Origin of the sequence: Sphingomonas glacialis (assembly GCF_006439055.1) — a bacterium.
In the GTDB taxonomy this organism is placed as follows: Bacteria; Pseudomonadota; Alphaproteobacteria; order Sphingomonadales; family Sphingomonadaceae; genus Sphingomonas; species Sphingomonas glacialis_A.
Window position 1 is genome coordinate 376,505 of the sequence record NZ_RCZC01000001.1, and the last position, 23,512, is coordinate 400,016.

Below are 23,512 nucleotides of genomic sequence, written 5' to 3' on the forward strand. Positions count from 1 at the left end.
CCGCATCAGCCGCGGGTTGCGTTCGACAGCGCGGCCATGATCATCGGCGTGCCACGCTCCTGCGTGTCGTCGCCGGTCGACTTGCCCGAATAGATGAAACCCTTGGTCGGATAGGCCGAGGTGCCGAGGCCGCCCTGCGGGCCGTACCACACCTTGACTTCGCTCCAGTCGCCATTGGCCGAGACGTCGATCGCGCGGACGTCGTGCTCGACGCCGCCGCGGCGCGACCAATTGGCGTGGGTGAGCAGGACTTCGCGGTCGTTCACGACTTCGCTGACCATCGCGACATGACCCATCCGCATCCGGCTGGTCGCCGAGAAAGCGAGCACCGCGCCGACCTTGGGGGCGTGGCCACGGGCGTAGCGACCGGCGGCCTGGCTCCACCAGGTGCTGGCATTGCCGTGCAGATCGATGCCCGACACTTCGCGCGCGAACGGCGCACACTGCCAGAACTGCGCCATTGCAGGGGTCGCCGTCAGAAGGGCGCACGATACCACCAGCGCAAAACGCGCTGCCAAAGCCTTGAATGTCATGTGACCCCCCAAAGGTCGTTTGAACTTGCTGAGTGTCTCAAAGCAGGTCGCCGCGCCGCTGAAAACCCTGTCGCCTCGATGAACGGAACCTTTTCCGACGAAGCGAGTTGACCGCACGATGACTGCCCGTTTCGGCATCCGCCGACGGTCGGCTTGCACCATGCGCGCTCGCATTGCCCCGCGTTGGCAGCTAAGAATCGCGCCATGAAACCAATCGCCGCCAGCTCGCGCCTCCTGCTTGCCCTTCTATTGGTCGGCGCGCCGTTGGCGGGATGCTCGCGAGAGAGCGCGCCGGATGACGACGCCGCCTTCTACCAGTCGAATGCCGCGACGCTCACGCCGGGCGTCCAGCCGGTCCGCGTCGGCGAAGGCGGCCCGGCGTTCCGCGCCTGCGCCAGTGTCGGGCAAGTGGTGAACCTGTCGCCGGCGGGCGAACGCTATCTCGCGGTGCGCTCCGCGCCCTTTGCCGAAGCCGACGAGGTCGGTCGGCTGGACGACGGCGCGAAAATGTATCTGTGCTCGCGCTCGCTCGATCAGCGTTGGCAAGGCGTGGTGGTGCCGCCCGCCGACGCGCCGACGAGCGATTGCGGCGTTACCGCGTCGCTCGCGGGCCCGCGCGCTTATGCCGGGCCGTGCAAGTCGGGCTGGGTGTTGAGCGGCTTCGTCCAGCCTGCGGCGGGCTGACGTAGCGCCACGGTTTGGTAGCCTAGTATGCTGAGCGCTACCTACGAAACGACCAAAACACGCCCGTTTTGAATTTCGGGTTTGCGAGGCACGGCAGGATCGGGCATCGCGGTGTCGGACAGACACGGCAGATGGCGGACCCATGGCACTCGACCCCGAAACCTTCGACGCATTGATCGACACGGTCCGGCGCTTCGTCGCCGAACGGCTCCGTCCGCTCGAGGCGGCGGTCGAGGAAGCCGATGCGATCCCCGCCGATGTCGTGCAGGACATGCGCGAGATGGGGCTGTTCGGCCTGTCGATCGACGAGGCATATGGCGGGCTCGGCCTGACGATGCTCGAAGAGGCCAAGGTCGCGATCGAGCTCGGCCGCACCACCCCCGCTTTCCGTTCGACCTTCGGCACCAATGTCGGGATCGGCTCGCAGGGCCTCGTCATGGCAGGCAATGCCGAGCAGAAGGCGGCGTGGCTGCCGCGCATCGCGAGCGGCGAGATCATCACCAGCTTCGCGCTGACCGAGCCCGACGTCGGTTCCGATTCGGGCGCGGTGAAGACGCGCGCGACCTTCGACGGCCAGTCGTATCGGCTGAACGGCACCAAGCGCTACATCACCAATGCCGACAAGGCCGACCTGTTCACCGTGATGGCGCGGACCAGCGACGACCCCGGCGCGCGCGGCGTCTCGGCATTCCTGGTGCCGCGCGATCTGGCGGGCGTGTCGATCGGCCATCCTGAGAAGAAGATGGGGCAGAAGGGCGCCAAGGTCGCCGACGTGGTGTTCGACGATGTCGTCGTCCCCGCCGAAAACCGGCTCGGCGCCGAGGGCGAGGGCTTCAAGATCGCGATGCGCGTGCTCGACCGCGGGCGGCTACACATTTCCGCGGTGTGCGTCGGGGTGGCCGAGCGGCTGATCGCCGATTGCGTCGCCTATGCCACGACGCGCACGCAGTTCGGCAAGCCGATCGCCGAGCATCAGTTGATCCAGGGGATGCTCGCCGATTCGAAGACCGAGGCGCTGGTCGCGCGCGCGATGGTGCTCGAGACCGCGGCTGCGAAGGACGCGGGCAAGGACGTCGTGATGGAATCCGCCGCCGCCAAATATTTCGCGAGCGAGATGGTCGGCCGCGTGGCGGACCGCGCGGTGCAGATTTTCGGCGGGGCGGGCTATATCGCCGATTACGGGATCGAGCGGCTGTACCGCGACGTGCGGCTGTTCCGCATCTACGAGGGCACCAGCCAGATCCAGCAGATCATCATCGCGCGCGAGACGATCAAGCGCGGGGGGTGACCCCTTCTACGCTCCTCCCGCTTGCAGGAGGGGCACCACCAATCCCCCTCCCGCCTGCGGGAGGGGTTAGGGGAGGGCAGTGCGGCCAAGCGCCACCCGTCAAGGCACGCCCCTCCCCCAGCCCCTCCCGCAAGCGGGAGGGGAGCAAGAAAATAGGAGAGAAGATAATGGACACCACGACCCTGTTCCGCCTCGACGGACGCGTTGCACTCGTCACCGGGGGCTCGCGCGGCATCGGCAAGATGATCGCGGCGGGCTTCATCGCACAAGGCGCGACCGTCTACATTTCTGCGCGCAAGGCCGATGCCTGCTTCGAGACCGCCAAGGAGCTCGGCGAGAAGTGCATCGCGCTACCGCAGGACGTTTCGACGGTCGCGGGCTGCAAGGCGCTCGCCACGCAATTGGCCGAACATACCGACCGGCTCGACATCCTCGTCAACAATGCCGGCGCCGCCTGGGGCGAACCGTTCGAGGCGTTCCCGGAAAAAGGCTGGGACAAGGTAATGGACCTCAACGTCAAATCGCCCTTCTTCCTGACGCAAGCACTGTTCGAGCCGCTCAAGGCCGCCGCGAGCGCTGGACAACCCGCCAAGGTCATCAACATCACCTCGATCGACGGCCAGCGGCTCAACCCGTGGGAGACGTACAGCTACCAGGCGTCGAAGGCGGCGTTGATCTATCTCACCAAGCGGATGGCGGCGCGGCTCGTCACCGATCACATCAACGTCACCTCGATCGCGCCCGGCGCGTTCGCCAGCGAGATGAACAAGGCGGCGCGCGACCATGGCTCGGCGATCGCGCAGAGCATTCCGGCCAAGCGCATCGGCGTCGACGAGGATATGGCGGGCGCCGCGATCTATCTGGCGTCGCGGGCCGGCGATTATGTGATCGGCGACACGATCACGGTCGATGGCGGACTGGTGCATGCCGCGCTGGGGACAAGCATCGACGCCTGATTCCTCCCCTCCCTGAAAGGGAGGGGCTGGGGGTGGGTCGGCCTAGGGTGGGTGTGACGTTCGATAACCGGCCAACCCACCCCCGACCCCTCCCTTCCAGGGAGGGGAGGCTCCAGCCGCCATGGACCGGAAGGACGATCAGGTCGCCTCCTGCGGATGATGCGGAGTGAGGATCAGCACGCCCTCCTCGACCCGCCACGATTTCAGCCGCGACAGGAAGTTCATCCCCACCACGTTCATCTCGCCGAACGCCGGCGACACCACCACCGGCAGATCGCGCGCGATGACATTGCCGATCCGCAGCACCGGCACCGTCGCGGTTTGTGCAGCGATATTGCCGTTTGCGGTCTGCATCACCACCGGCATCACCGAATCGCTCGGTTCGATCCCCGCGGCCGCGGCGGTGTCGGCCGAGATCGCGGTGACGGTCGCGCCGCTATCGACCAGCATCCGCCGCTCGACCCCGCCAAGTTTCACGCGCACCCAGAAATGCCCGTCGCTCGCCATCGGCACGCGCATTTCCTTGCCGACGACCTGCTGCCCGCCGATCTGGAAGCGCTGCGCCATGCGCGCGAACATCGGATCGAACTGCGCGCGCTCGACCACGAGCAACGCCACGATGACGAGCGCGCCCGCGGTCATCGCGAACGACAACAGCCGCCCCAGCACCGGCACGCGCCGCGCAAGGAACAGGATCGCCACCACGCCGGCGATCAGCAGATACAGCGTCGTGTGCGGGCCGAGATTGGGGAGGTTGGTCACGATCGGAATATAAGGCGCCAGCGCGCCTTTATGAAGGCTGACCGCAGCTAGATCTCGGTCGCCTTACTCCATTACCGCCAGCAAGCGATCGACCGTCGTCGTCGCGAACGCGGTGAAACTGTCCGCGACGCCGTACGGCAGCAGGATGTCGCGCCCGACCGCCAGCGCGCCGCAGCTATACACCACGTTCGGAACATACCCGTCGCGTTCGTTCGGGCTCGGCGTCAGGATCGGCGCGGGCGTGCGCGCGAGCAGCTTGGAGGGGTCGGCCTTGTCGAGCAGGCACGCGCCGACGCAATAATTGCGCACCGTTCCCACGCCGTGGGTGAACACCAGCCAGCCTTCGTCGGTTTCGATCGGCGAGCCGCAATTGCCCATCTGGACATACTCCCACGGATAGCTCGGCGAGACGATCTTGCCGCCGCCTGCCCAGTGCAGGATGTCGTCCGAACGGTGCAGCCAGATGCTCTCGCTATCCTGCCGCCCGAGCATCACGAACTGCCCGCCGACGCGCCGCGGGAACAGCGCCATGCCCTTCGCCCCCGCCGCATCGCCGGTGAGCGCGCGCATCACGAAGGTTTCCGAACCGTCGCCCGACAACAGTTCGGAGCGCGCCTTCGAGCCGCTGAACGCGGTATAGGTGCCGTGATAGGTGGTCGAGCCATCGTCGTCGGTGAAGAGCACGAGGCGCAGATCCTCGATCCCCTGATGCTGGCTCGGCAGCACCGGGAACAGCACGGTCTCCGAAATGTCGCGACTGCCATCGACGCGCAGCGTGACGACGGCACCGTCCTCGAGGCTCGCCCCCTCGATGATCGGCGGCACCGCGACGGGGCTCGGCGGATCGATCGACAGCGCGCCGCCCGGCACCCAATGCCCGGTACGGAACGCGACCGAGGAGACATGCCCCTCGCCGATCCCGCGCAGCGACAGGACGAACCGCACGCCGCCGTCGCGCGCGGTCGACTGGTCGCGCACCAGCACCGCGCTCGGGTTGAACAAGGCCGCCGCCTCGTACGAATATTCCTCGCTGAAATAGGCGCCGATCAGCCGGCGCTGCGCCGCGCTGGTGGTCAGCGGCGCGGGCATCTGCGCGGCGATCTCGTCATAGCGGCGCAACAGCATCGCATCGACATCGCGGTGCCGCTCGTCGAGCGAATGGGTGACGAGCTCGAGCTCGGCCGCGAGCCCGGCCTCGTCGAGCGTCAGGACGCGCTCGACGATCATTTGCGTGCGGCTGTGCTCCGCGTCCTGGAAGGCCGCGGGATACTCGAGACTGAACGGCCGGACGACCGTTCGCGCCGGGTCGGGGCGGAGGATCAGGTCGGAATGGTCGAGCACCGGCTTGCCGTCAGGCATCAGATTTCCTTCACAAGGTCCGGGGCCCATACCCTCCCCGCGCGGCTGAACGTGCGAAGCCGGGCGCGGGTCCGCTCAGCGCGCAATTCCCCCCGCCGCCAGCACGGCGAGCGTCACGAGCTCGCTCGCAGTGCTCGTCATCGGGGCGATCTGCACCGACTTTTCCATGCCGACGAGCATCGGCCCGATCACCGCGTCGCCGCCGAGTTCGCGGAGCAGCTTGGCCGAGATGTTGGCCGATTGCAGCCCCGGCAGGATCAGCACGTTGGCCGGTCCCGACAGCCGCGCGAACGGGTAATTGGCGAGCTGCTTGGGGTTGAGCGCGACGTCGGGCGCCATTTCGCCCTCATATTCGAAGCTGACCTTGCGCGCATCGAGCACCTTCACCGCGGCGCGGATGTCGTCGAGCCAATTGCCCTCGGGGTTGCCGAAGGTCGAATAGCTCAGAAACGCGACGCGCGGCTCATGCCCCATCCGCTTGGCGACGAGAGCGGTGCCCTCGGCGATGTCGGCGAGTTCCTCGGCATTGGGGCGTTCGTTGACCGTGGTGTCGGCCATGAACACGGTGTGGCTCTGCCCGACCATCAGATGGATGCCGAACGGCGTGCGGCCCGCCTCGGGATCGATCACGCGACGGATCTCGCGCATCGTGTGCGCATAGGTCCGCGTGATGCCGGTGATCATCGCATCGGCTTCGCCGAGCTGGAGCATCACCGCGCCGAAGATGTTGCGGTCCTGGTTGATCATCCGCTCGCAATCGCGGCGCAGATAGCCGCGGCGCTGGAGCCGCCCGTAGAGGAAATCGACCATCCGCGGCACCAGCGGCGACTTGCGGCTGTTGTGGAGCTCATAGGTGTCGGGATCGGTGACGCCCAGCGCGCGCAGCCGCTCGGGAACGTCGTCGCGCCCGACCAGCACGGGCGTGCCATAGCCGCCATCCTTGAACGCGATCGCCGCCCGCAGCACGACTTCCTCTTCGCCTTCGGCGAACAGCACGCGCTTGGGATGCGCCTTGGCGCCTTCATAGGCGAGCGTCAGCACCGAGGTGGTCGGGTTGAGCCGCGCCTTGAGCGTCTGGCGATAGGCGTCGAGATCGAGGATCGGCTTGGTCGCGACACCCGAATCCATCGCCGCCTTGGCGACCGCGACGGGGACGATTTCCATGAGGCGCGGATCGAATGGCGCGGGGATGATGTAATCGGGGCCGAAAGTGTGCCGCACGCCGTACGCGACGGCGACTTCCTCGGGCACCTGCTGGCGCGCGAGCGCCGCCAGCGCATGCGCCGCGGCGAGCTTCATTTCGTCGTTGATCGTCGTCGCGCGCACGTCGAGCGCACCGCGGAAGATGAACGGGAAGCACAGCACGTTGTTGATCTGGTTCGGATAATCCGAGCGCCCGGTGGCGATGATCGCATCGGGCCGCGCCGCCTTGGCTTCGGGCGGGGTGATCTCGGGATCGGGGTTGGCCATCGCGAAGATGATCGGCTTGGGCGCCATCTTCATCAGGTCCGCCGCCGGCAACGCGCCTGCCGCCGAAACGCCGATGAACACGTCGGCACCGACCAGCGCCTCGGCGCGGGTGCGCGCGGAGGTGTTGACGGCATGTGCCGACTGCCACTGGTTGATGTCGTCGCGGCCCTGGTAGATAACGCCGCCCAGATCGATCATCGTCAGATGATCGTTGGGCAGGCCCATCGCCTTGATCAGCTCGGCGCAGGCGATCGCCGCCGCGCCGGCGCCGTTCATCACCACCCGGGTGGTCTTGATGTCGCGGCCGGTCAGGAACAGCGCGTTGATGAGGCCAGCGGCGCAGATGATCGCGGTGCCGTGCTGGTCGTCATGGAACACCGGGATGTTCATCTTCGCGCGCAGCGTCTGCTCGATGATGAAGCATTCGGGCGACTTGATGTCTTCGAGATTGATCCCGCCGAAGCTCGGCTCCATCAATTCGATCGCGTCGATCAGCCGGTCCGGGTCCTCGGTCTTCAGCTCGATGTCGATCGCGTCGACATCGGCGAAGCGCTTGAAGAGCACCGCCTTGCCTTCCATCACCGGCTTCGACGCAAGCGCGCCGAGATTGCCGAGCCCGAGGATCGCCGTCCCGTTCGAGATCACCGCGACGAGATTGCCCTTGGCGGTGTAATCATACGCCAGGCTCGGATCGGCGGCGATCGCCAGCACCGGCACCGCGACGCCCGGCGAATAGGCCAAAGCGAGGTCGCGCTGCGTCGCCATCGGCTTGGAGGCGATGATCTCGAGCTTGCCCGGCCGACCCTCGGAATGGAACAGCAGCGCTTCGCGCTCGGAAAACTGAAGGTTCGATTCTTCGGACATGGCGGACGGTCTCCTGGAATGGCGCTGCCTTAGGCAGAGTTTGGCGCGATGGGAACGCCCCTAGTCGATGCTGCGGCTATCGAAAGCGGCGCGCGATGCGGTGATTCGGTCGATATTCTGCGCCGCCCACGCCCATACGCCGCAAAACGCCTCGGCCAGCGTGAGGCCGAGTTCGGTCAGGCGATATTCGACCTTGGGCGGGATCACCGGATGGATCGTACGGATCACCAGACCATCGCGCTCCATCTGGCGCAGCGTCTGGGTCAGCATCTTCTGGCTGATCCCCTCGACCAATTGCGCGATCTTCGAAAAGCGCAGCTCGCCATGCTCGGTCAGCACTTCGAGCGTGATCATCGTCCATTTGTCGGCGACGCGGCCGATCACCTCGGTGACGAGCGCCTCTACGCGCGGATCGAGATCCTCGGGATAGTCATGCGAGACGGCCATCAGTTTCCTTCAGGTGCGTATAGCAACTTTCGGTGCCTACTTTCTAATGGAGAGCGTAGCGCATATCTGCCCCCGTGTCATTGCGGCAGGAGAATTTTCATGAAGATGACCGGCAACACCCTTCTCATCACCGGCGGCGGATCGGGCATTGGCCGCGCGCTGGCGGAGCAGTTTCACGCGCTTGGCAACCAGGTGATCGTCGCCGGGCGCCGTGCCGCCCCGCTCGAAGCGCTCGCGCACGACGTGCCCGGAATCGCGACCGCACTGCTCGACGTCGCCGATGCCGCCGACATTGCGCGCTTCGCCGCGCAGATCGTAGTCGATCATCCCGCGCTCAACGTCGTGATCCACAATGCCGGGATCATGCGCGCCGAGACGCTCACCGCCGAGCCGTACGATGTGCGCGACGCCGAAGCGATGATCGCGACCAATCTGCTCGGCCCGATCCGGCTAACCGCCGCCTTGCTTCCACAGCTGCGCCGCCAGGCGGATGCCGCGATCCTGACGGTTTCCTCGGGGCTCGCCTTCGTCCCGCTCGTCGCCACGCCGACCTATTCGGCGACCAAGGCGGCGATCCACAGCTGGTCGCAGGCGCTGCGCTCGCAGCTCGCCACAACCGGGATCGACGTGATCGAGATCGCGCCGCCCGCGGTCGCGACCGATCTGATGCCGGGCCATGCCGAAGATCTCAATTCGATGCCGCTCGACGCCTATATCGCCGAGACGATGGCCTTGCTCGCGGCGAACCCCGAGGGCCCGGAAAACACCGTCGAGCGCGTCAAATTCCTGCGCGATGCCGAGCGCGAGGGGCGGTACGACGCGGTCTATGCGCGGCTCAACGCCGCGCACTGACGGGTAAGAACCGCGCGGGCGGTTTCCTTTCGGGGGTGGGGGCGGTATCGGACGCGGATGGCGCCTCCGCTGACCCCTCCCCCCGCACCTGCCGCATCCGCGCCGACCCCGATGATGGCGCAGTATCTCGCGCTCAAGGCCGAAGCGACAGATTGCCTGCTGTTCTACCGGATGGGCGATTTCTTCGAGATGTTCTTCGACGATGCGAGGATCGCCGCGGCGGTGCTCGACATCGCGCTGACCGCGCGCGGCGAACATGACGGCGTGCCGATCCCGATGTGCGGCGTGCCGGTCCACGCCGCCGACGCCTATCTCGCGCGGCTGATCAAGGCCGGCCACCGCGTCGCGATCGCCGAGCAGACCGAGAGCCCGGCCGACGCCAAGAAGCGCAGCGGCAAGACGCTTGTGTCGCGCGCGATCGTTCGCGTGGTGACCGCGGGGACGTTGACCGAGGAAGCGTTGCTCGATGCGCGCACCGCCAATTGGTGCGTCGCGATCGGCGAGGCGGCGGGCGGCGTCGCGGTTGCCGCGGCGGATATCTCGACCGGGCGTTTCGAGCTGATCGAGTGCGATGCCGCCAGTCTGGGGGCCGAACTCGCGCGGCTCGCGCCGGCCGAGACGATCGCGTCCGAAGCGACGGCGTTTGCCGAGACCGCGACGATGCTGCGCCCACGCACCGATTTCGACAGCGGCCGCGGCGAGACGCGGCTCAAGGCGCTCTACGACGTCGCGACGCTCGACGGCTTCGGCCAGTTCGGCCGCGCCGCGCTCGCCGCGGCAGGCGGTCTCGTCGCCTATCTCGACCATACCGCCAAGGGCGCGATCCCCTTCCTGCGCCCGCCGCGGCTCGCGCAAACGACGCAGCAAATGGCGATCGACGCGGCGACGCGCGAGAGCCTCGAACTGACGCAGACCACCAACGGCGCGCGCAAGGGCAGTCTGCTCGACGCGGTCGATCGCACCGTGACGGCCGCTGGCGCGCGGCTGCTCGCCGCCGATATCGGCGCGCCGCTGATGGACCGCGGCCGGATCGAGGCGCGGCTCGATCTGGTAACCTTGCTCGCCGAGGATTCGGGGTTGCGCGAGGCGTTGCGGGGCACGCTGCGCAGCATGGCCGATATCGGCCGTGCGCTCGGCCGCCTCGCCGCGGGGCGCGGTTCGCCGCGCGATCTCGGGCAGCTCCGCGACGGGCTCGACGGCGCGTGGCGATTGGGCGAGCGGCTCGGCAAGATCGAGCAGCCGCCAGCGTTGCTCGACGAGCTCGCACCGGCCCTGCGCGGCCACGGCGCACTGATCGACCTGCTGACGCGCGCACTCGTCGCAAGCCCGCCGATCGATGCGTCCGACGGCGGCTATATCGCGCCCGGCTATGACGCCGCACTCGACGACCTGCGCGATGCAGGCGCGGGCGGACGTCGCGCGATCGCCGCGCTCGAAGCCGACTATCGCGACCGCACCGGCGTCACCGCGCTGAAGATCCGCCACAATGGCGTGCTCGGCTATCATATCGAAGTCCCCGCGCGCTTCGGCGATGCGCTGATGAAGCCCGACAGCGGCTTCACCCATCGCCAGACGATGGCGGGCGCGATCCGCTTCAACGCGCCCGAACTCCACGAAGTCGCGCTGAAAGTCACGCAGGCCGGCGCGCATGCGCTGGCAGCCGAGGCCGCGCATCTCGAGGACCTGATCGAGGCCGCGCTCGCCAAGCGCGAAGCGGTCGCCGCCACCGCCGACGCGCTGGCCCGGCTCGATGTCGCGGCCGGGCTGGCCGAACGCGCGACCGAAGGTGGTTGGGCCCGCCCTGCGCTCGTCGATCACGCCTGTTTCGACATTGTCGGCGGACGCCATCCAGTGGTCGAGGACGCCCTCGCCAAGCGCGGCGAGCGCTTCGTCGCCAACGATTGCCGCCTGTCCGAAGACTCGCGGCTGTGGCTCGTCACCGGCCCCAACATGGGCGGCAAATCGACCTTCCTGCGCCAGAACGCCGCGATCGCGGTGCTCGCGCAAGCCGGCAGCTATGTCCCCGCCACGGCCGCGACGCTCGGCCTCGTCGATCGGCTGTTCAGCCGTGTCGGCGCGTCGGACAATCTCGCGCGCGGGCGATCGACCTTCATGGTCGAGATGGTCGAAACCGCGGCGATCCTCGCACAGGCGACGCCGCGCAGCTTCGTCATCCTCGACGAGGTCGGGCGCGGCACCTCGACCTATGACGGGCTCGCGATCGCCTGGGCGGTGGTCGAGGCGATCCATGAGGACAATCGCTGCCGCTGCCTGTTCGCGACGCATTATCACGAGCTGACGCGCCTCGCCGAGCGCTGCGACGCGCTGACGCTCCACCATGTCCGCGCGCGCGAGTGGAAGGGCGAACTCGTGCTCCTCCACGAGGTATCCGAAGGCCCTGCCGATCGCAGCTATGGCCTCGCGGTCGCGCGGCTCGCCGGCCTGCCACCGGCAACGATCGCGCGCGCGAAATCCGTGCTGAGCAAGCTCGAGGCCGGCCGCGCCAAGACCGGCGGCCTCGCCGCCGGGCTCGACGACCTGCCACTGTTCGCCGCCGCGATCGAAGTGGCGGAAGAGCAATGCGACGCGATCCGCGCCGAAGTCGAAACGCTCGACGTCGATGCGCTGACCCCGCGCGAGGCGCTCGAGACGCTCTACCGGCTCAAGGCGCTCACGCGCGAATAGCGGCCGCGCGCGTTTTCAAGCGCGCGCGAACAGCGTCAGCGTCATCGCCGCGCGCGACACGAAGCCCATCGACCGGTAGAGCGCGACCGCCGGGTTATCCGGATAATGGTGCAGGAAAACCCCCTCGCCGCGCTCGAGCCGCGGCGCGATCACCGCTTCCATCAGCGCACGCGCATAGCCCTGCCCACGATGATCGGGATGCGTGCAGACCGCACTCACCTCGGTGAAGCCCGGCAGCTTCATCCGCTCGCCCGCCATCGCGACCAGCCGCCCACGCCGCCGAACGCCGACATAGCCGCCCTGCAGATAGGTGTTGGGAAAGAACGGCCCGGGCGTGGTCAGCGTCGCGAGCTCGAACATCTCGGCAGCGTCGGCCGCGCCGAGCGGGACAAGGTCGATCGTCCGGCCGGCGCGGTTCAACCGCGTCGCGACCATCTGGTCGAGCCGCCGCTCGGCTTCGACCACGGTCCCCGGCAGCGGCGGCGCCGCGCCGATGCCGACCGTCGCCAGCACGCCCTGCGCGGGGACCAACGCCGCAAGCGCGGTAAGCGCTTCGGGCGACGCGTCGGCAGCGGCACCGAACAGATTGACGTCGGGCCGGAAGCGCAGCGCCCGCGCATCGCCGATCGCCAGCGCGGCATGCCGCCCGGTGAGGCTGTGCCAGACGGGACGGTCGAGCGGTGTGGCAGCGGGCGTCGGATCGGTCATGCGGGTGCTCGACCACAGCGCGCGCCGCCGCGCGTCCCGCGGCTTGCGCCCAAAGCCGCCGCGCCGCTCACGACGCGTCGATCGTCAGCACCGGCTCGGCGATCGCCACGGTCTTGTGAAAACCGCGCAGATCGAGGTGCGTCGTGCCGTTTTCCTCGCTGATCACATCGACGAACTCATGGTCGATCAGCACCGTCTCGCGGTCATAGCGCTTGCCGCCGAGCGACTGGCTCGCCAGCAGCGTGTCGATCCCGCTGATCGATAAGGTCAGCAGAAAGCGGTCGTTCGCGTTCGCCAGAGCGGTGAGCACCGGGCTATCGTCGTCGAGGATATGGACCAATGTCCAGGCCAGTCCGAGCATCGGATTGCTGCTGCGCACCAGCGGCAATTCGCTTAGCCGGCGAAAGGTGCGGCCATCGCCGAGATGCACCGTCTCGAGCCAGCTCATCTGCGCCGTCACGTCGGCGAGCGGGCGCGACCGCTTCGAGGCGACGCGGATCATCAACGCGCGCCTGCCGAGATAGCGCCCGATCACCGCGACGTCGCTGAAGATCAAACTCTCGCGCGGGCGGGCGAAGCGCGCGAAGATCAGCCCGGTGATCGTCGCCGAGAAGAACAACCCGATCAGGATCTCGACCGCCGCGATCGCATGGCCGAGCCGCGTCACCGGCGCCATCACGCCGTATCCGACGGTGCCGAGCGTATCGACCGAGAAGAAGAAGCCGTCGATCACCGATCCGGGCTCCATCGTCCCGATCGCACCGGGGAGCAGCGCGTAGATCGTGCCGAACACCAGATTGATCGCGACGAAGCTCGCCGAGACGAGCGCGATGAACCACGGCCAGCTCATCTCCATCACGCCGTAATAGAGATCGCCATAGGGCGACGGCCCGCCGGTCTTGACGGCAGGGAAGCCGCCCATCTGGACGATCTGGCGACGCGGGGATCTCGGCATGGCGCGAACCTTGGACAGGCGCGCGCTTACGTCAAGTCGCGTGGACGGACGCGCACTTACCCCCTATCTGCGCTGCATGGCTTCCCGCTTCGAATCCGTCCCCCAGCGCCGCGCGATCATCGACCGGCGCAGCCTCGCCGATGCGCTCGCCGCGCTTGCTGGCGACAGAGCGGCGCTCCGCACGCAAGGCACCGCGCTGCTCAAGGCGGCGCTCGATGCCGGACGCGAGGAGATCGCGCGGCGGCTGATCGAACATCCCTCGCGCGGGCTCGAGATCGCCGCGAGCCAGGCCTTCCTGACCGACCAGCTGCTCCGACTGCTCTACGATTTCACGACCGAGCGGCTCTATCCCAACAGCAACCCGACCGCCGCCGAACGCATCACGATCATCGCGGTCGGCGGCTATGGCCGCGGCGAGATGGCGCCCTATTCGGATGTCGATGTCGGCTTCCTCACCCCCTGGAAGCAGACCGGCTGGACCGAACAGGTCATCGAGACGATCCTCTATGCGCTGTGGGACCTCGGCATGAAGGTCGGCCATAGCAGCCGCTCGCTCGACGAGATGGTGCGCCAGGCGAAGAGCGACGTAACGATCCGCACCGCGCTGCTCGAAGCCCGCTACGTGTGGGGCGACCAAAGCGTCTATGACGCGGCGGCGCACCGCTTCAAGGCCGAGGTCCAGGCCGACAATGCGCGCCAGTTCATCGCGGACAAGCTCGCCGAGCGCGACGTGCGCCACAAGAAGATGGGCGACACGCGCTATGTCGTCGAACCCAACGTCAAGGAAGCCAAAGGCGGCCTGCGCGATCTCCACACGCTCTTCTGGATCGGCAAGTTCGCCTACAATGTCAGCGAGCCCGCGCACCTGGTCGAGGCGGGGCTGCTCAGCCGCGACGAATATCGCCAGTTCCACCGCGCCGAGAATTTCCTTTGGGCGGTGCGCTGCCATCTCCACGACATATCCGGCCGTGCCGAGGACCGGCTGACCTTCGATTTGCAGCGCGAGATCGCCGAGCGGATGCGCTTTGCCGACCGCCCCGGCAAATCGAAGGTCGAGCGCTTCATGCAATTCTACTTCCTGCAGGCGCGGACGGCAGGCGATCTGACCGGCGTGTTCCTCGCGCATCTCGACGAGAAGTTCGCCGCGCGCGGGCGGCGCTTCGGGCTGCCGACGCTGCGCCGGTCGCCGCGCAAGCTCAACGGCTTCACCGTGATCCGCGGGCGGCTCGCCATCCCGAGCGACGACTTCCTTGCGGAGAAACCGACGCGGCTGCTCGAACTGTTCGCGCTGGCCGACAAGCATGGCCTCGAAATCCATCCGCTGACGATGCGTGCCGCGGCGCGCGATGCGAAGCTCGCCGACGACATCCGGCAGGACCCGACCGCCAACGCGCTGTTCCTCGACGTGCTGACCTCGCCGCGCGACCCGGAAATCGTGCTGCGCTGGATGAACGAGGCCGGCGTGTTCGGCCGCTTCGTTCCCGATTTCGCGCGCGTCGTCGCGCAGATGCAGTTCGACATGTACCATCACTACACCGTCGACGAGCACACCATCCGCGCGATCGGCCTGCTGTCGAAGATCGAGCATGGCGAACTCGAGGCCGACCACCCGCTCGCCTCGGTGCTGCTCCACCAGATCGTCTCACGCCGCGCGCTCTATGTCGCGGTGCTGCTCCACGATATCGCCAAGGGGCGCGGCGGCGACCATTCGATCCTCGGCGCCGAAGTCGCGCATCGCCTCTGCCCGCGCTTCGGCCTGTCGCCTGCCGAGACCGAGACCGTCGCCTGGCTGGTGCGCTTCCATCTGCTGATGTCGGCAACCGCGTTCAAGCGCGACCTGTCGGACTTCAAGACGATCCTCGATTTCACCGAGATCGTGCAGAGCCCCGAGCGGCTGCGGCTGCTGCTCGTGCTGACGATCGTCGATATCCGCGCGGTCGGACCCGGCGTGTGGAACGGCTGGAAACGCCAGCTGCTCGCGACGCTCTACGAATCGGCCGAGGAAGTGCTGCGGCTCGGCCACAAGCAGAAGGGCCGCAGCGAACGCGTCGCGGTCAAGCAAGACGCACTGCGCGAATTGCTCGGCTGGAGCCCCGAACAGTTCGACGCGCTCGTCCGCCGGCTGCCCGAGCCCTATTGGGTCGCCGAGCCCGAGGACGTCATCGCCCGCAATGCGCGCCTCGTCGCCGAGGCGGGCGACGCGCAGCTGTCGATCGCCGCGCAGGTCTATCCCGAACGCGGCGCGACGCTCGTCACGATCTACGCCGCCGATCATCCCGGGCTGTTCTACCGCATCGCGGGTGCGATCAGCGTCGCGGGCGGCAACATCATCGACGCGCGGATCCACACCACGCGCGACGGCATGGCGCTCGACAATTTCCTCGTCCAGGATCCGTACGGCCGCCCGTTCGACGAGGCCGCGCAACTCGAGCGGCTCAAGCAATCGATCGAGGATGCGCTCGCCAATCGCGGCAAGATGATCGACCGGCTGATGGCGAAACCCCTCCCCCGCCCGCGCGCGGAAGCCTTCGCGATCGTCCCCAACGTGCTGATCGACAACAAGGCGTCGAACCGCTTCACTGTCATCGAGGTCAATGCACGCGACCGGCCCGCCTTGCTTCACCAGCTCGCCTATACGCTGTTCCAGTCGCGCGTGACGATCCATTCGGCGCATGTCGCGACCTATGGCGAGCGCGCGGTCGATACCTTCTATCTGACCGATCTGACCGGCGACAAGATCGCGGCGGCGAGCCGGCTCAAGACGATCGAACGCCGTCTCCTGGCTGCCGCCGCCGGGGAGCGGATGGCCGACGCGGCATGACGCTGCACGGGTCCACGGCTTGCCGCTGTACACGGCGGCATGGCATGAGCGCCCGGTGACCACCGAACCGCAAATCCTGATCGACGCCGATGCCTGCCCGGTGAAGGACGAAATCTACCGCGTCGCCTACCGCGTCAACGTCCCCGTAATCGTGGTGAGCAACATGCATTTGCGCATCCCAATCCATCCGCTGATCTCGCGTGTCGTGGTCGATTCAGGGTTCGACGCCGCCGACGACTGGATCGCGGAACACGCCCACCCCAAGACGGTGGTGGTGACCGCCGACATCCTGCTCGCCGACCGCTGCCTGAAAGCGGGCGCGGTGGTGATCGGCCCGACCGGCAAGGCGTTTACCAGCAGCTCGATCGGCAGCGCGATCGCGGTGCGCGCGATCATGGCCGATCTGCGCGCCGGCGGCGAGCAGACCGGCGGCCCCGCGCCGTTCCGCAAGGAAGATCGCTCGCGCTTTCTGTCGGCGCTCGACCTTGCCCTGACGAGCTTGCTGCGCGCGCGCTGAGCGCACGGTCGATCCTTGGTGATGGTCCCGACATGCCGTAAATCCCTGTGGGATAATCGATTCCCGCACGCGACTGCATGAAAGGAACGATCGATGCCGGTACTCGGAATTGGCGGCCTGTTTTTCCGCAGCAAGAATCCGGACGCACTGTCCGAATGGTATCGCCGCCACCTCGGAATCGGCGCTGGGTGTGTTTCGGTCGAGGGCGCGACCCCCGACGAATGGGCGTGGCAGGCGCAAGGCGGTCCAGTCGTGTTCGCGCCCTTCGCCGCCGACACCGACTATTTCCCGCAGGACAAGCCCTACATGCTCAATCTGCGCGTCCGTGATCTGGACGGGCTGACGATCGCGCTCGGCGACGCGGGAATCGAGGTGGTCACCAACGAAGAGTGGAACGACCCGGCAATCGGCCGTTTCGCGCGGATCCATGATCCGGAAGGCAATCCGATCGAGCTGTGGGAGCCGACGCCGCTCTGAGCCCCACCCGTCATGCCCACGCAAGCGGGAATCCCGCTTCTTCTTCCGGTCAGTGCGTTTCGGAGAAGAAGCCCCCCCCCCCCCCGCTTACGCGGGGGTGACGGCGGTGGGGCCACGATCAACCGGCGGTGTGGACCCGGTGCTTTCCGCTTCCGAAAAGCACCGGCCCGCCCCTCGCGAACGAGGAGCGGGCCGCGTTTATACGAGCATCCTAGAGCTCAGAAGCGCGAGCGCAGCGTCACACCGTACGTGCGCGGCTCGGCGAGATAGGCCGAGTAAAGCGCATTGCCGGTCCCGCCGAAATTGGCGACGTTGGCCGACGAGCCAGCGCCCTGGAACGGCGTGTTGAACGCGACCTGGATATACTGCTTGTTGAACACGTTCTGCGACCAGAGCTCGATCGCCCAGAGCTGATCCTTGCCGCGGATGCCGATGCGGGCGTTGACCAGCGCGAAGCCGTCCTGCTTCTTCTCGGGCGCCAGATCCGACCCGGTGTTATAGTCCGAGGTCAGGCGGCTATCGACATAGACCAGCCCCGACAGGCCGTTCGACCCGAGATCGGGTGTCCACGCCGCTGAGGTCGTCACGACATGGCGCGGTGCGTTCGACAGGACGCTGCCCGGCAGCAGGAACAGCGCCGGATCGAGCGGCGCGCCGGCCGAATTGCCGACCAGATTGCGCGCGATCCGGGTGTCGGCGAAGGTATAGCCGGCCGATACCTGGAACTGGCGGATCGGCGTCATCGTCGCCTCGAGCTCGACGCCCTGCGAGATCACGCCGGGCTTGTCGGCCTTGCCGGTGCACTGGCCGGTCGCCGCGAGATTGTCGGTGTCGCCGCCGTTGAGGCTGGTCGAGCAGCCCACGAGGTTCTGCACGACGAACACCGAGCCGTTGAAGGTGTTGAGCTGGAAGTTCTTGAACTCAGACCGGAACGCCGCGACGTTGAGGCTGAAGCCGCGCGTCTTGAACTTGGCGCCAAGCTCGTAGCTATTTACGGTTTCGGCGGCGAACCGCAGCCCCGCCGCATCGGCATTGCTGCGCGCGCTGAACACGCCCGACGCGCCGCCCAAGGGCGAGCGATCGAGGTTGTAGCCGCCCGACTTGTAGCCCTTTGCGTACGACGCATAGGTCAGCAGGCTGGGGATCGGCTTCCAGGACAGCACTGCGGTGCCGGTCACCTTACCCTCGCCGAAATTGTTCTGCAGGTTGAGCGCGTTGAGCTGCGACGACGAGTTGCCGGTGCAGCTCAGCGTCAGGATGCCGCCGATATAGGCCTTGGCCGCGGCGGGGACTGCAGCGCTAGCGAGCAGCGGCGACAGGTTCGCCTGCTGCACCGGGCAGACGGTGTTGGTGTTGTTGAAGTTCGCGCTGAAATCCTTCTGCTCGTGCGTGTAGCGCGCGCCGAGCGTCAGCGAGACGGTGTCGGTGATGTGGAAGATGTTGTGCGTGAAGAAGGCGTAATTCTCGCTCTTCTGGCGATAGACGGAACCCTGATCACCGACATTGTTGACGCCACCGCCGACGCCCGGACCGCCGGTCAGGCGATCGAGCCCGCCGAGCACCGCCGGTGCGAGCGCGCCGAACGCGCCCGTGATCGTCGCGCGACCGGCTGCCGACAAGCAGCCCGGCGCGGTGTTGTTCTGCAGAGCTGCATTCTGGCTGATATTGGCGACGAGGCGGCACGCGGCGAACTGGCCGTATTGCGAACCGAACACGACGTTGTCGACGACGCGCAGATCCTCCTTCGAATAGAAGCCGCCGACCAGCCAGTCGAGCTTGCCCGCGAAGGCCGAGCCCTGCAGGCGCGCTTCCTGCGTGAAGGTGTGGAACTGGCGGTACGCATTGCCGTCGGCCGCGCGGTGCGTCAGGTCGACATTGGTGTAATCGACGTCGCCGGCATTGCCCGCTTTGTATTCGCGGTATGCCGTGATCGAGGTCAGCGTCGCGCCGCCCAGATTCCAGTCGGCTTGGAGCGAGCCGCCATAATCGACCGTCGTGTTGCGATAGGTCTGGCCCGGCGTGATCGCGACTTCGCGATTGAAGGTGCCGGGGTTGTTGCCGGCGAGCGGATAATAGGCGCCCTGGCGCCGCAGGATGTCGACGATTGGGTTGGCTGCCGTGACCGACACGGCATGATCGGCATTGACGCCGGCGCCGTTGGCCGCCGCTGCGTCCGGCGTCGGATCAGTGGTCTGCTTCTGGCCGTAATAGGTCGCGCCGCAGCAGCTTTCGGTGCGGTGCGAATAATCGCCGATCAGGCGGAAGCTGAGGTCGGCGGTCGGCTTGAACAGCAATTGCCCGCGGACGAAATAGCGGTCGCGATCGTTGACGCGCGATTCGGTGCCGTTCGCCGGGTTGACCGTGCGGTAGAAGCCGTCGCGATTGACGTAGACGCCGTCGAGCCGGAAGGCGAGCGTGTCGGTGATCGGCCCGGTGACACCACCGGCGAGGCGCTTCTGGTCGTAATTGCCGTAAGTGCCCTCGCCATAGCCGCCGAAGGTGAATTTCGGCGACGCGGTGATGATGTTGATAAGGCCCGCCGAGGCATTGCGCCCGAACAGCGTGCCCTGCGGCCCGCGCAGCACTTCGACGCGGTCGATCTCGCCGAGCTCATTGAGGCCGACGCCGGTGCGGCTGCGATAGACACCGTCGATGAACACCGCGACCGAGCTTTCGAGGCCGGGATTGTCGCCCACGGTGCCGACGCCGCGGATGCGGGCCGAGGCGTTCGATTCGCTGCCGGTCGAGGAGATCAGCAGCGACGGCGCGAGCTGGTTGAGCGCGCGGATGTCGGAGCCGCCCGAATTCTGCAGCGATTCCTGGCCGACGGCGGACACCGCGATCGGCACGTTCGACAGACGCTCGGAGCGGCGCGTCGCGGTGACGATGATGTCGCCGGCATTCATGTCCTGCGTGGCGGCGGCGGGCGCGGTCGCGGGCGTTCCGGCCTGCGCGTCTTGCTGGGTGGTGGCGGGGGCGGTCTGGGCGAAGGCAGGGGCCGAGATCGCGACGGCAGCGACCGACAACAAGTACGCGGTTTTGCGCATTTCAGAACTCTCCAACGTTTTTTCGTTTTTTGGGTATTGTCCTTTTGAATAACTGCGCAGGGCTGAGCGTAAAGCAAAAAGCCCGCGAGAAACACGATTTCGAAGATAGGTGATGTAGTATGGCCACACCGGACCGTTCGCCGCAGTGCAACAAGAACGCGGATGACGCTACGTAAAGCTAGGAAAGCCACCGGGCCGGCGCGCAGAGGCGTCGGCCAGCCCGGTAAAGGTTGTATTTAAGGACTTATTTGGGCGCGAGCACCATCAGCATCTGACGGCCTTCCATGCGCGGATAGGCCTCGACCTTAGCGGTTTCGGCGACATCGGCCTGGACGCGCTGGAGGAGGACCATGCCGAGCTGACCGTGGCTCAATTCACGGCCGCGGAAGCGCAGCGTGATCTTGACCTTGTCGCCCTCGTCGATGAACTCGAGCACCTTCTTCATCTTGGTGTCATAGTCGTGGTCATCGATGTTCGGACGCATCTTGATCTCCTTGATCTCCTGCGTCTTCTGCGATTTCCGCGCGAGGTTGGCCTTCTTCTGCGCCTCGTACTTGAACTTGCCGACGTCGAGGAACTTTGCGACGGGCGGATCGGCGTTGGGCGACACTTCGACCAGGTCGAGACCGACCTCGCGCGCCTGCTCCATCGCCTCGCGCGTGTACATGACACCGAGGTTCTCGCCGTCCTGGTCGATCACGCGAACCTTGGGCGATACAATGAATTCGTTGAAGCGAGGGCCATTCATTGGCGGCGCCTGGCGGGTCATCGGGGGTCGGATAGGTGTAGCTCCTGTGGTTGTTTCAGAGACGATATAGGGGTTTTTCGGGCAAAACGAAAGGTGGCCTCGCGCTTCTTCGTCACCCCGGCCTTGTGCCGGGGTCCACCGCGCAACACGACCCGCTTCCGAAGGGAGAGGTGCCCCCCGGCACAAGGCCGGGGTGACGGTGGCGCGGGATCAGCAGCGTTACAGATCCGGGGCCTTGGCGGCCTCGGTCAGCATCGCGATCGCGTCGTCGAGCGTCAGGAATTGCTGGCGATCGCTCCCGAGCTGGCGCAGCGCGACCTTGCCTTCCTCGGCCTCGCGCTTGCCGACGACGAGCAAATTGGGAACCTTCGCCAGCGAATGCTCGCGCACCTTGTAGTTGATCTTCTCGTTGCGCAGATCGGTCTCGACGCGGATCCCCGCGGCCTTGAGCTTCTCGGCGACCTCACGCGCGTAATCATCGGCGTCGGAGACGATCGTCGCGACCACCGCCTGCACCGGCGACAGCCATAACGGGAAACGCCCGGCATGATGCTCGATCAGGATACCGATGAAGCGCTCGAACGTGCCGAGGATCGCGCGGTGGAGCATGATCGGGCGATGCCGCTCGCCATCGGCGCCGACGTACGACGCGTCGAGTCGCTCGGGCAGCACGCGGTCGGACTGGATCGTGCCGACCTGCCACGTCCGCCCGATCGCATCGGTCAGATGGAATTCGAGCTTGGGCGCATAGAAGGCCCCCTCGCCCGGCAGTTCCTCGAACTTGGCCTTGATCGAATCGCTAAGCTTCGATCCGAGCACCGCCTTGCGCAGTTCGTCCTCGGCCGTGTCCCACATCTCTTCGCTGCCGAAGCGCTTGTCGGGACGCAGCGCGAGCTTGACCGCATAATCCTCGAACCCGAGGTCACGGTACACGCTGTCGAGCAGCTCGCAGAATTGCTGGACCTCTTCGACAAGCTGGTCCTCGCGCACGAAGATATGCGCGTCATCCTGCGTGAACTGGCGCACGCGCATGATGCCGTGCAGCGCGCCGTGCGGCTCGTTGCGGTGGCAGCAGCCGAACTCGGCCATGCGGATCGGCAGGTCGCGATACGATTTGATCCCCTGGCGGAAGATTAGCACGTGCGCCGGGCAGTTCATCGGCTTCAACGCCATCAGGTCGGCGGTGCCGCTGAAGATCGCGGCGTCATCCTCGGTATTGGGAATCTCGTCGGGAACGACGAACATGTTCTCGCGATACTTGCCCCAATGCCCCGACTGCTCCCACTGGCGCGCGTCCATCAGCTGCGGCGTCTTGACCTCGGCATAGCCCGCGCCATCGAGCCGGCGGCGCATATACGCCTCCAACTGCCGCCACAGGATGAAGCCCTTGGGGTGCCAGAACACCGAGCCCTGCGCCTCGGACTGGAGGTGGAACAGGTCCATCTCCTGCCCGATCTTGCGGTGGTCGCGCTTGCCGGCTTCCTCGAGCATCGTGAGATGCGCATCGAGCTGCTTCTTGTTGAGCCAGCCGGTGCCATAGACGCGGCTGAGCATCGCGTTCTTCTGGTCGCCGCGCCAATAGGCGCCCGACACGCGCGTCAGCTTGAACGCGTTCGGATCGAGCTTGCCGGTCGAGGCGAGATGCGGCCCGCGGCACATGTCGAGCCAGGCACCGGGACCATTGCCCGCCTTGTAGACCGTCAGTTCCTCGCCCTCGGGGAGTTCGGCGGCCCATTCGGCCTTGAAGGTCTCGCCCTCGGCCTGCCAGCGCGCGATCAGATCGGCGCGGCTCCACACTTCGCGGATCAGCGGCTCGTTCTTGGCGATGATGCGGCGCATCTCGGCCTCGATCGCGGGCAGATCCTCGTCGGTGAACGGGCGATCCTTCGGCGCGAAGTCGTAATAGAAGCCGTCGTCGGTCGAGGGACCGAAGGTGATCTGCGTGCCCGGGAACAGGTGCTGCACCGCTTCGGCGAGCACGTGCGCAAAATCGTGGCGCGCGAGTTCGAGCGCATCGGCCTCGTCCTTCGACGTCACCAGCGCCAGCTGGGTATCGCCCTCGAACGGGCGCATGATATCGCGCAGCTCGCCGTCGATCCGCGCGGCGATGGCGGCCTTGGCGAGGCCGGGCCCGATCGCGGCGGCCACATCGGCCGGGGTAGTCCCCGGGGCTACCTCGCGGACGGAACCGTCGGGCAGCGTGATGCGGAACATGGCGGACATTATCGCGGTCTTTCGTGGGACAATAGGAACCGGCGGCTAGGCCGGGAGCGCCGATATAGCCATGCGCAAGCGCTCCGTCATCCCCGGGACTGGTATGGCAACAAACGGCGCCTTAT

General features: G+C 66.8%; 18 protein-coding genes. 8 read left to right on the top strand and 10 right to left on the bottom strand.

Features of this window, described 5'->3' with window-relative positions:
* Window positions 1-5: 5 nt before the first annotated feature.
* The gene (locus tag EAH76_RS01765; protein ID WP_140847191.1) at window positions 6-533 is read right to left on the bottom strand and encodes a CHAP domain-containing protein; all 528 of its coding nucleotides are present in this window, start codon (window positions 531-533) and stop codon (window positions 6-8) included.
* A gap of 204 nt (window positions 534-737) precedes the next feature.
* Between EAH76_RS01765 and EAH76_RS01770 the strand changes: the two genes are divergently transcribed.
* The 3 genes from EAH76_RS01770 (at window position 738) to EAH76_RS01780 (ending at window position 3,461) form a co-directional block, all read left to right on the top strand.
* Window positions 738-1,217 carry a hypothetical protein gene (locus EAH76_RS01770; protein ID WP_140847194.1) on the top strand — a complete coding sequence of 160 codons (480 nt, stop codon included), beginning with the start codon at window positions 738-740 and terminating at the stop codon, window positions 1,215-1,217.
* A gap of 142 nt (window positions 1,218-1,359) precedes the next feature.
* Window positions 1,360-2,505, top strand: a complete 1,146-nt coding sequence (locus EAH76_RS01775; RefSeq protein ID WP_140847198.1) for an acyl-CoA dehydrogenase family protein — start codon at window positions 1,360-1,362, stop codon at window positions 2,503-2,505.
* Between the two features lie 167 nt (window positions 2,506-2,672).
* On the top strand, window positions 2,673-3,461 hold the full coding sequence (locus EAH76_RS01780) for an SDR family NAD(P)-dependent oxidoreductase (RefSeq protein ID WP_140847201.1): 789 nt from the start codon (window positions 2,673-2,675) through the stop codon (window positions 3,459-3,461).
* Between the two features lie 138 nt (window positions 3,462-3,599).
* Here EAH76_RS01780 and EAH76_RS01785 read toward each other — a convergent pair whose 3' ends face one another.
* The 4 genes from EAH76_RS01785 to EAH76_RS01800 all read right to left on the bottom strand — a co-directional run bounded on the left by EAH76_RS01785 (window position 3,600) and on the right by EAH76_RS01800 (window position 8,363).
* Window positions 3,600-4,223, bottom strand: coding sequence for a retropepsin-like aspartic protease family protein (locus tag EAH76_RS01785; RefSeq protein WP_140847205.1), 624 nt, complete (start codon window positions 4,221-4,223; stop codon window positions 3,600-3,602).
* A gap of 63 nt (window positions 4,224-4,286) precedes the next feature.
* A complete protein-coding gene (locus EAH76_RS01790) occupies window positions 4,287-5,582 on the bottom strand; it encodes a glycoside hydrolase family 130 protein (protein ID WP_140847208.1) in 1,296 nt (431 codons plus the stop codon).
* Window positions 5,583-5,657: 75 nt separating this feature from the next.
* Entirely contained in the window at window positions 5,658-7,916 is a 2,259-nt protein-coding gene (locus tag EAH76_RS01795; protein ID WP_140847212.1) for an NADP-dependent malic enzyme, read from the bottom strand.
* 60 nt (window positions 7,917-7,976) lie between these two features.
* Window positions 7,977-8,363, bottom strand: coding sequence for a winged helix-turn-helix transcriptional regulator (locus EAH76_RS01800; RefSeq protein WP_140847215.1), 387 nt, complete (start codon window positions 8,361-8,363; stop codon window positions 7,977-7,979).
* A 99-nt stretch (window positions 8,364-8,462) separates the two neighbouring features.
* Between EAH76_RS01800 and EAH76_RS01805 the strand changes: the two genes are divergently transcribed.
* Both EAH76_RS01805 and mutS read left to right on the top strand, forming a co-directional pair.
* A complete protein-coding gene (locus tag EAH76_RS01805; RefSeq protein ID WP_140847218.1) occupies window positions 8,463-9,215 on the top strand; it encodes an SDR family oxidoreductase in 753 nt (250 codons plus the stop codon).
* Window positions 9,216-9,326: 111 nt separating this feature from the next.
* Window positions 9,327-11,900: a DNA mismatch repair protein MutS gene (mutS, locus tag EAH76_RS01810; protein WP_140848314.1), complete on the top strand. Its 2,574-nt coding sequence runs from the start codon at window positions 9,327-9,329 to the stop codon at window positions 11,898-11,900.
* Between the two features lie 15 nt (window positions 11,901-11,915).
* Here the strand turns inward: mutS and EAH76_RS01815 are convergent, their stop codons facing one another.
* Window positions 11,916-12,608 carry a GNAT family N-acetyltransferase gene (locus EAH76_RS01815; RefSeq protein ID WP_140847222.1) on the bottom strand — a complete coding sequence of 231 codons (693 nt, stop codon included), beginning with the start codon at window positions 12,606-12,608 and terminating at the stop codon, window positions 11,916-11,918.
* A gap of 67 nt (window positions 12,609-12,675) precedes the next feature.
* Window positions 12,676-13,563 carry an ion channel gene (locus EAH76_RS01820; protein WP_140847225.1) on the bottom strand — a complete coding sequence of 296 codons (888 nt, stop codon included), beginning with the start codon at window positions 13,561-13,563 and terminating at the stop codon, window positions 12,676-12,678.
* Window positions 13,564-13,639: 76 nt separating this feature from the next.
* Here EAH76_RS01820 and EAH76_RS01825 point away from each other — a divergent pair, with 76 nt between their 5' ends.
* The 3 genes from EAH76_RS01825 (at window position 13,640) to EAH76_RS01835 (ending at window position 17,378) form a co-directional block, all read left to right on the top strand.
* Window positions 13,640-16,384 (top strand): [protein-PII] uridylyltransferase, encoded by a 2,745-nt coding sequence (locus EAH76_RS01825; protein WP_140847229.1) that lies wholly within the window; start codon window positions 13,640-13,642, stop codon window positions 16,382-16,384.
* 55 nt (window positions 16,385-16,439) lie between these two features.
* Window positions 16,440-16,901: a YaiI/YqxD family protein gene (locus EAH76_RS01830; protein ID WP_140847233.1), complete on the top strand. Its 462-nt coding sequence runs from the start codon at window positions 16,440-16,442 to the stop codon at window positions 16,899-16,901.
* A 93-nt stretch (window positions 16,902-16,994) separates the two neighbouring features.
* Window positions 16,995-17,378, top strand: a complete 384-nt coding sequence (locus tag EAH76_RS01835) for a VOC family protein (protein ID WP_140847237.1) — start codon at window positions 16,995-16,997, stop codon at window positions 17,376-17,378.
* A gap of 218 nt (window positions 17,379-17,596) precedes the next feature.
* Here the strand turns inward: EAH76_RS01835 and EAH76_RS01840 are convergent, their stop codons facing one another.
* The 3 genes from EAH76_RS01840 to thrS form a co-directional block, all read right to left on the bottom strand.
* Window positions 17,597-20,425, bottom strand: a complete 2,829-nt coding sequence (locus EAH76_RS01840; protein ID WP_140847240.1) for a TonB-dependent receptor — start codon at window positions 20,423-20,425, stop codon at window positions 17,597-17,599.
* Between the two features lie 244 nt (window positions 20,426-20,669).
* On the bottom strand, window positions 20,670-21,194 hold the full coding sequence (infC, locus tag EAH76_RS01845; RefSeq protein WP_037492586.1) for a translation initiation factor IF-3: 525 nt from the start codon (window positions 21,192-21,194) through the stop codon (window positions 20,670-20,672).
* Window positions 21,195-21,392: 198 nt separating this feature from the next.
* A complete protein-coding gene (gene thrS / locus EAH76_RS01850; RefSeq protein WP_140847243.1) occupies window positions 21,393-23,396 on the bottom strand; it encodes a threonine--tRNA ligase in 2,004 nt (667 codons plus the stop codon).
* Window positions 23,397-23,512: the final 116 nt, after the last annotated feature.

Excerpts from the sequence above, each read along its gene's own strand:
- EAH76_RS01765 (WP_140847191.1), bottom strand. The coding sequence starts at position 533 with ATGACATTCAAGGCTTTGGCAGCGCGTTTTGCGCTGGTGGTATCGTGC.
- EAH76_RS01770 (WP_140847194.1), top strand. The coding sequence starts at position 738 with ATGAAACCAATCGCCGCCAGCTCGCGCCTCCTGCTTGCCCTTCTATTG.
- EAH76_RS01775 (WP_140847198.1), top strand. The coding sequence starts at position 1,360 with ATGGCACTCGACCCCGAAACCTTCGACGCATTGATCGACACGGTCCGG.
- EAH76_RS01780 (WP_140847201.1), top strand. The coding sequence starts at position 2,673 with ATGGACACCACGACCCTGTTCCGCCTCGACGGACGCGTTGCACTCGTC.
- EAH76_RS01790 (WP_140847208.1), bottom strand. The coding sequence starts at position 5,582 with ATGCCTGACGGCAAGCCGGTGCTCGACCATTCCGACCTGATCCTCCGC.
- EAH76_RS01795 (WP_140847212.1), bottom strand. The coding sequence starts at position 7,916 with ATGTCCGAAGAATCGAACCTTCAGTTTTCCGAGCGCGAAGCGCTGCTG.
- EAH76_RS01800 (WP_140847215.1), bottom strand. The coding sequence starts at position 8,363 with ATGGCCGTCTCGCATGACTATCCCGAGGATCTCGATCCGCGCGTAGAG.
- EAH76_RS01805 (WP_140847218.1), top strand. The coding sequence starts at position 8,463 with ATGAAGATGACCGGCAACACCCTTCTCATCACCGGCGGCGGATCGGGC.
- mutS (WP_140848314.1), top strand. The coding sequence starts at position 9,327 with ATGATGGCGCAGTATCTCGCGCTCAAGGCCGAAGCGACAGATTGCCTG.
- EAH76_RS01815 (WP_140847222.1), bottom strand. The coding sequence starts at position 12,608 with ATGACCGATCCGACGCCCGCTGCCACACCGCTCGACCGTCCCGTCTGG.
- EAH76_RS01820 (WP_140847225.1), bottom strand. The coding sequence starts at position 13,563 with ATGCCGAGATCCCCGCGTCGCCAGATCGTCCAGATGGGCGGCTTCCCT.
- EAH76_RS01825 (WP_140847229.1), top strand. The coding sequence starts at position 13,640 with ATGGCTTCCCGCTTCGAATCCGTCCCCCAGCGCCGCGCGATCATCGAC.
- EAH76_RS01835 (WP_140847237.1), top strand. The coding sequence starts at position 16,995 with ATGCCGGTACTCGGAATTGGCGGCCTGTTTTTCCGCAGCAAGAATCCG.
- EAH76_RS01840 (WP_140847240.1), bottom strand. The coding sequence starts at position 20,425 with ATGCGCAAAACCGCGTACTTGTTGTCGGTCGCTGCCGTCGCGATCTCG.
- infC (WP_037492586.1), bottom strand. The coding sequence starts at position 21,194 with ATGACCCGCCAGGCGCCGCCAATGAATGGCCCTCGCTTCAACGAATTC.
- thrS (WP_140847243.1), bottom strand. The coding sequence starts at position 23,396 with ATGTCCGCCATGTTCCGCATCACGCTGCCCGACGGTTCCGTCCGCGAG.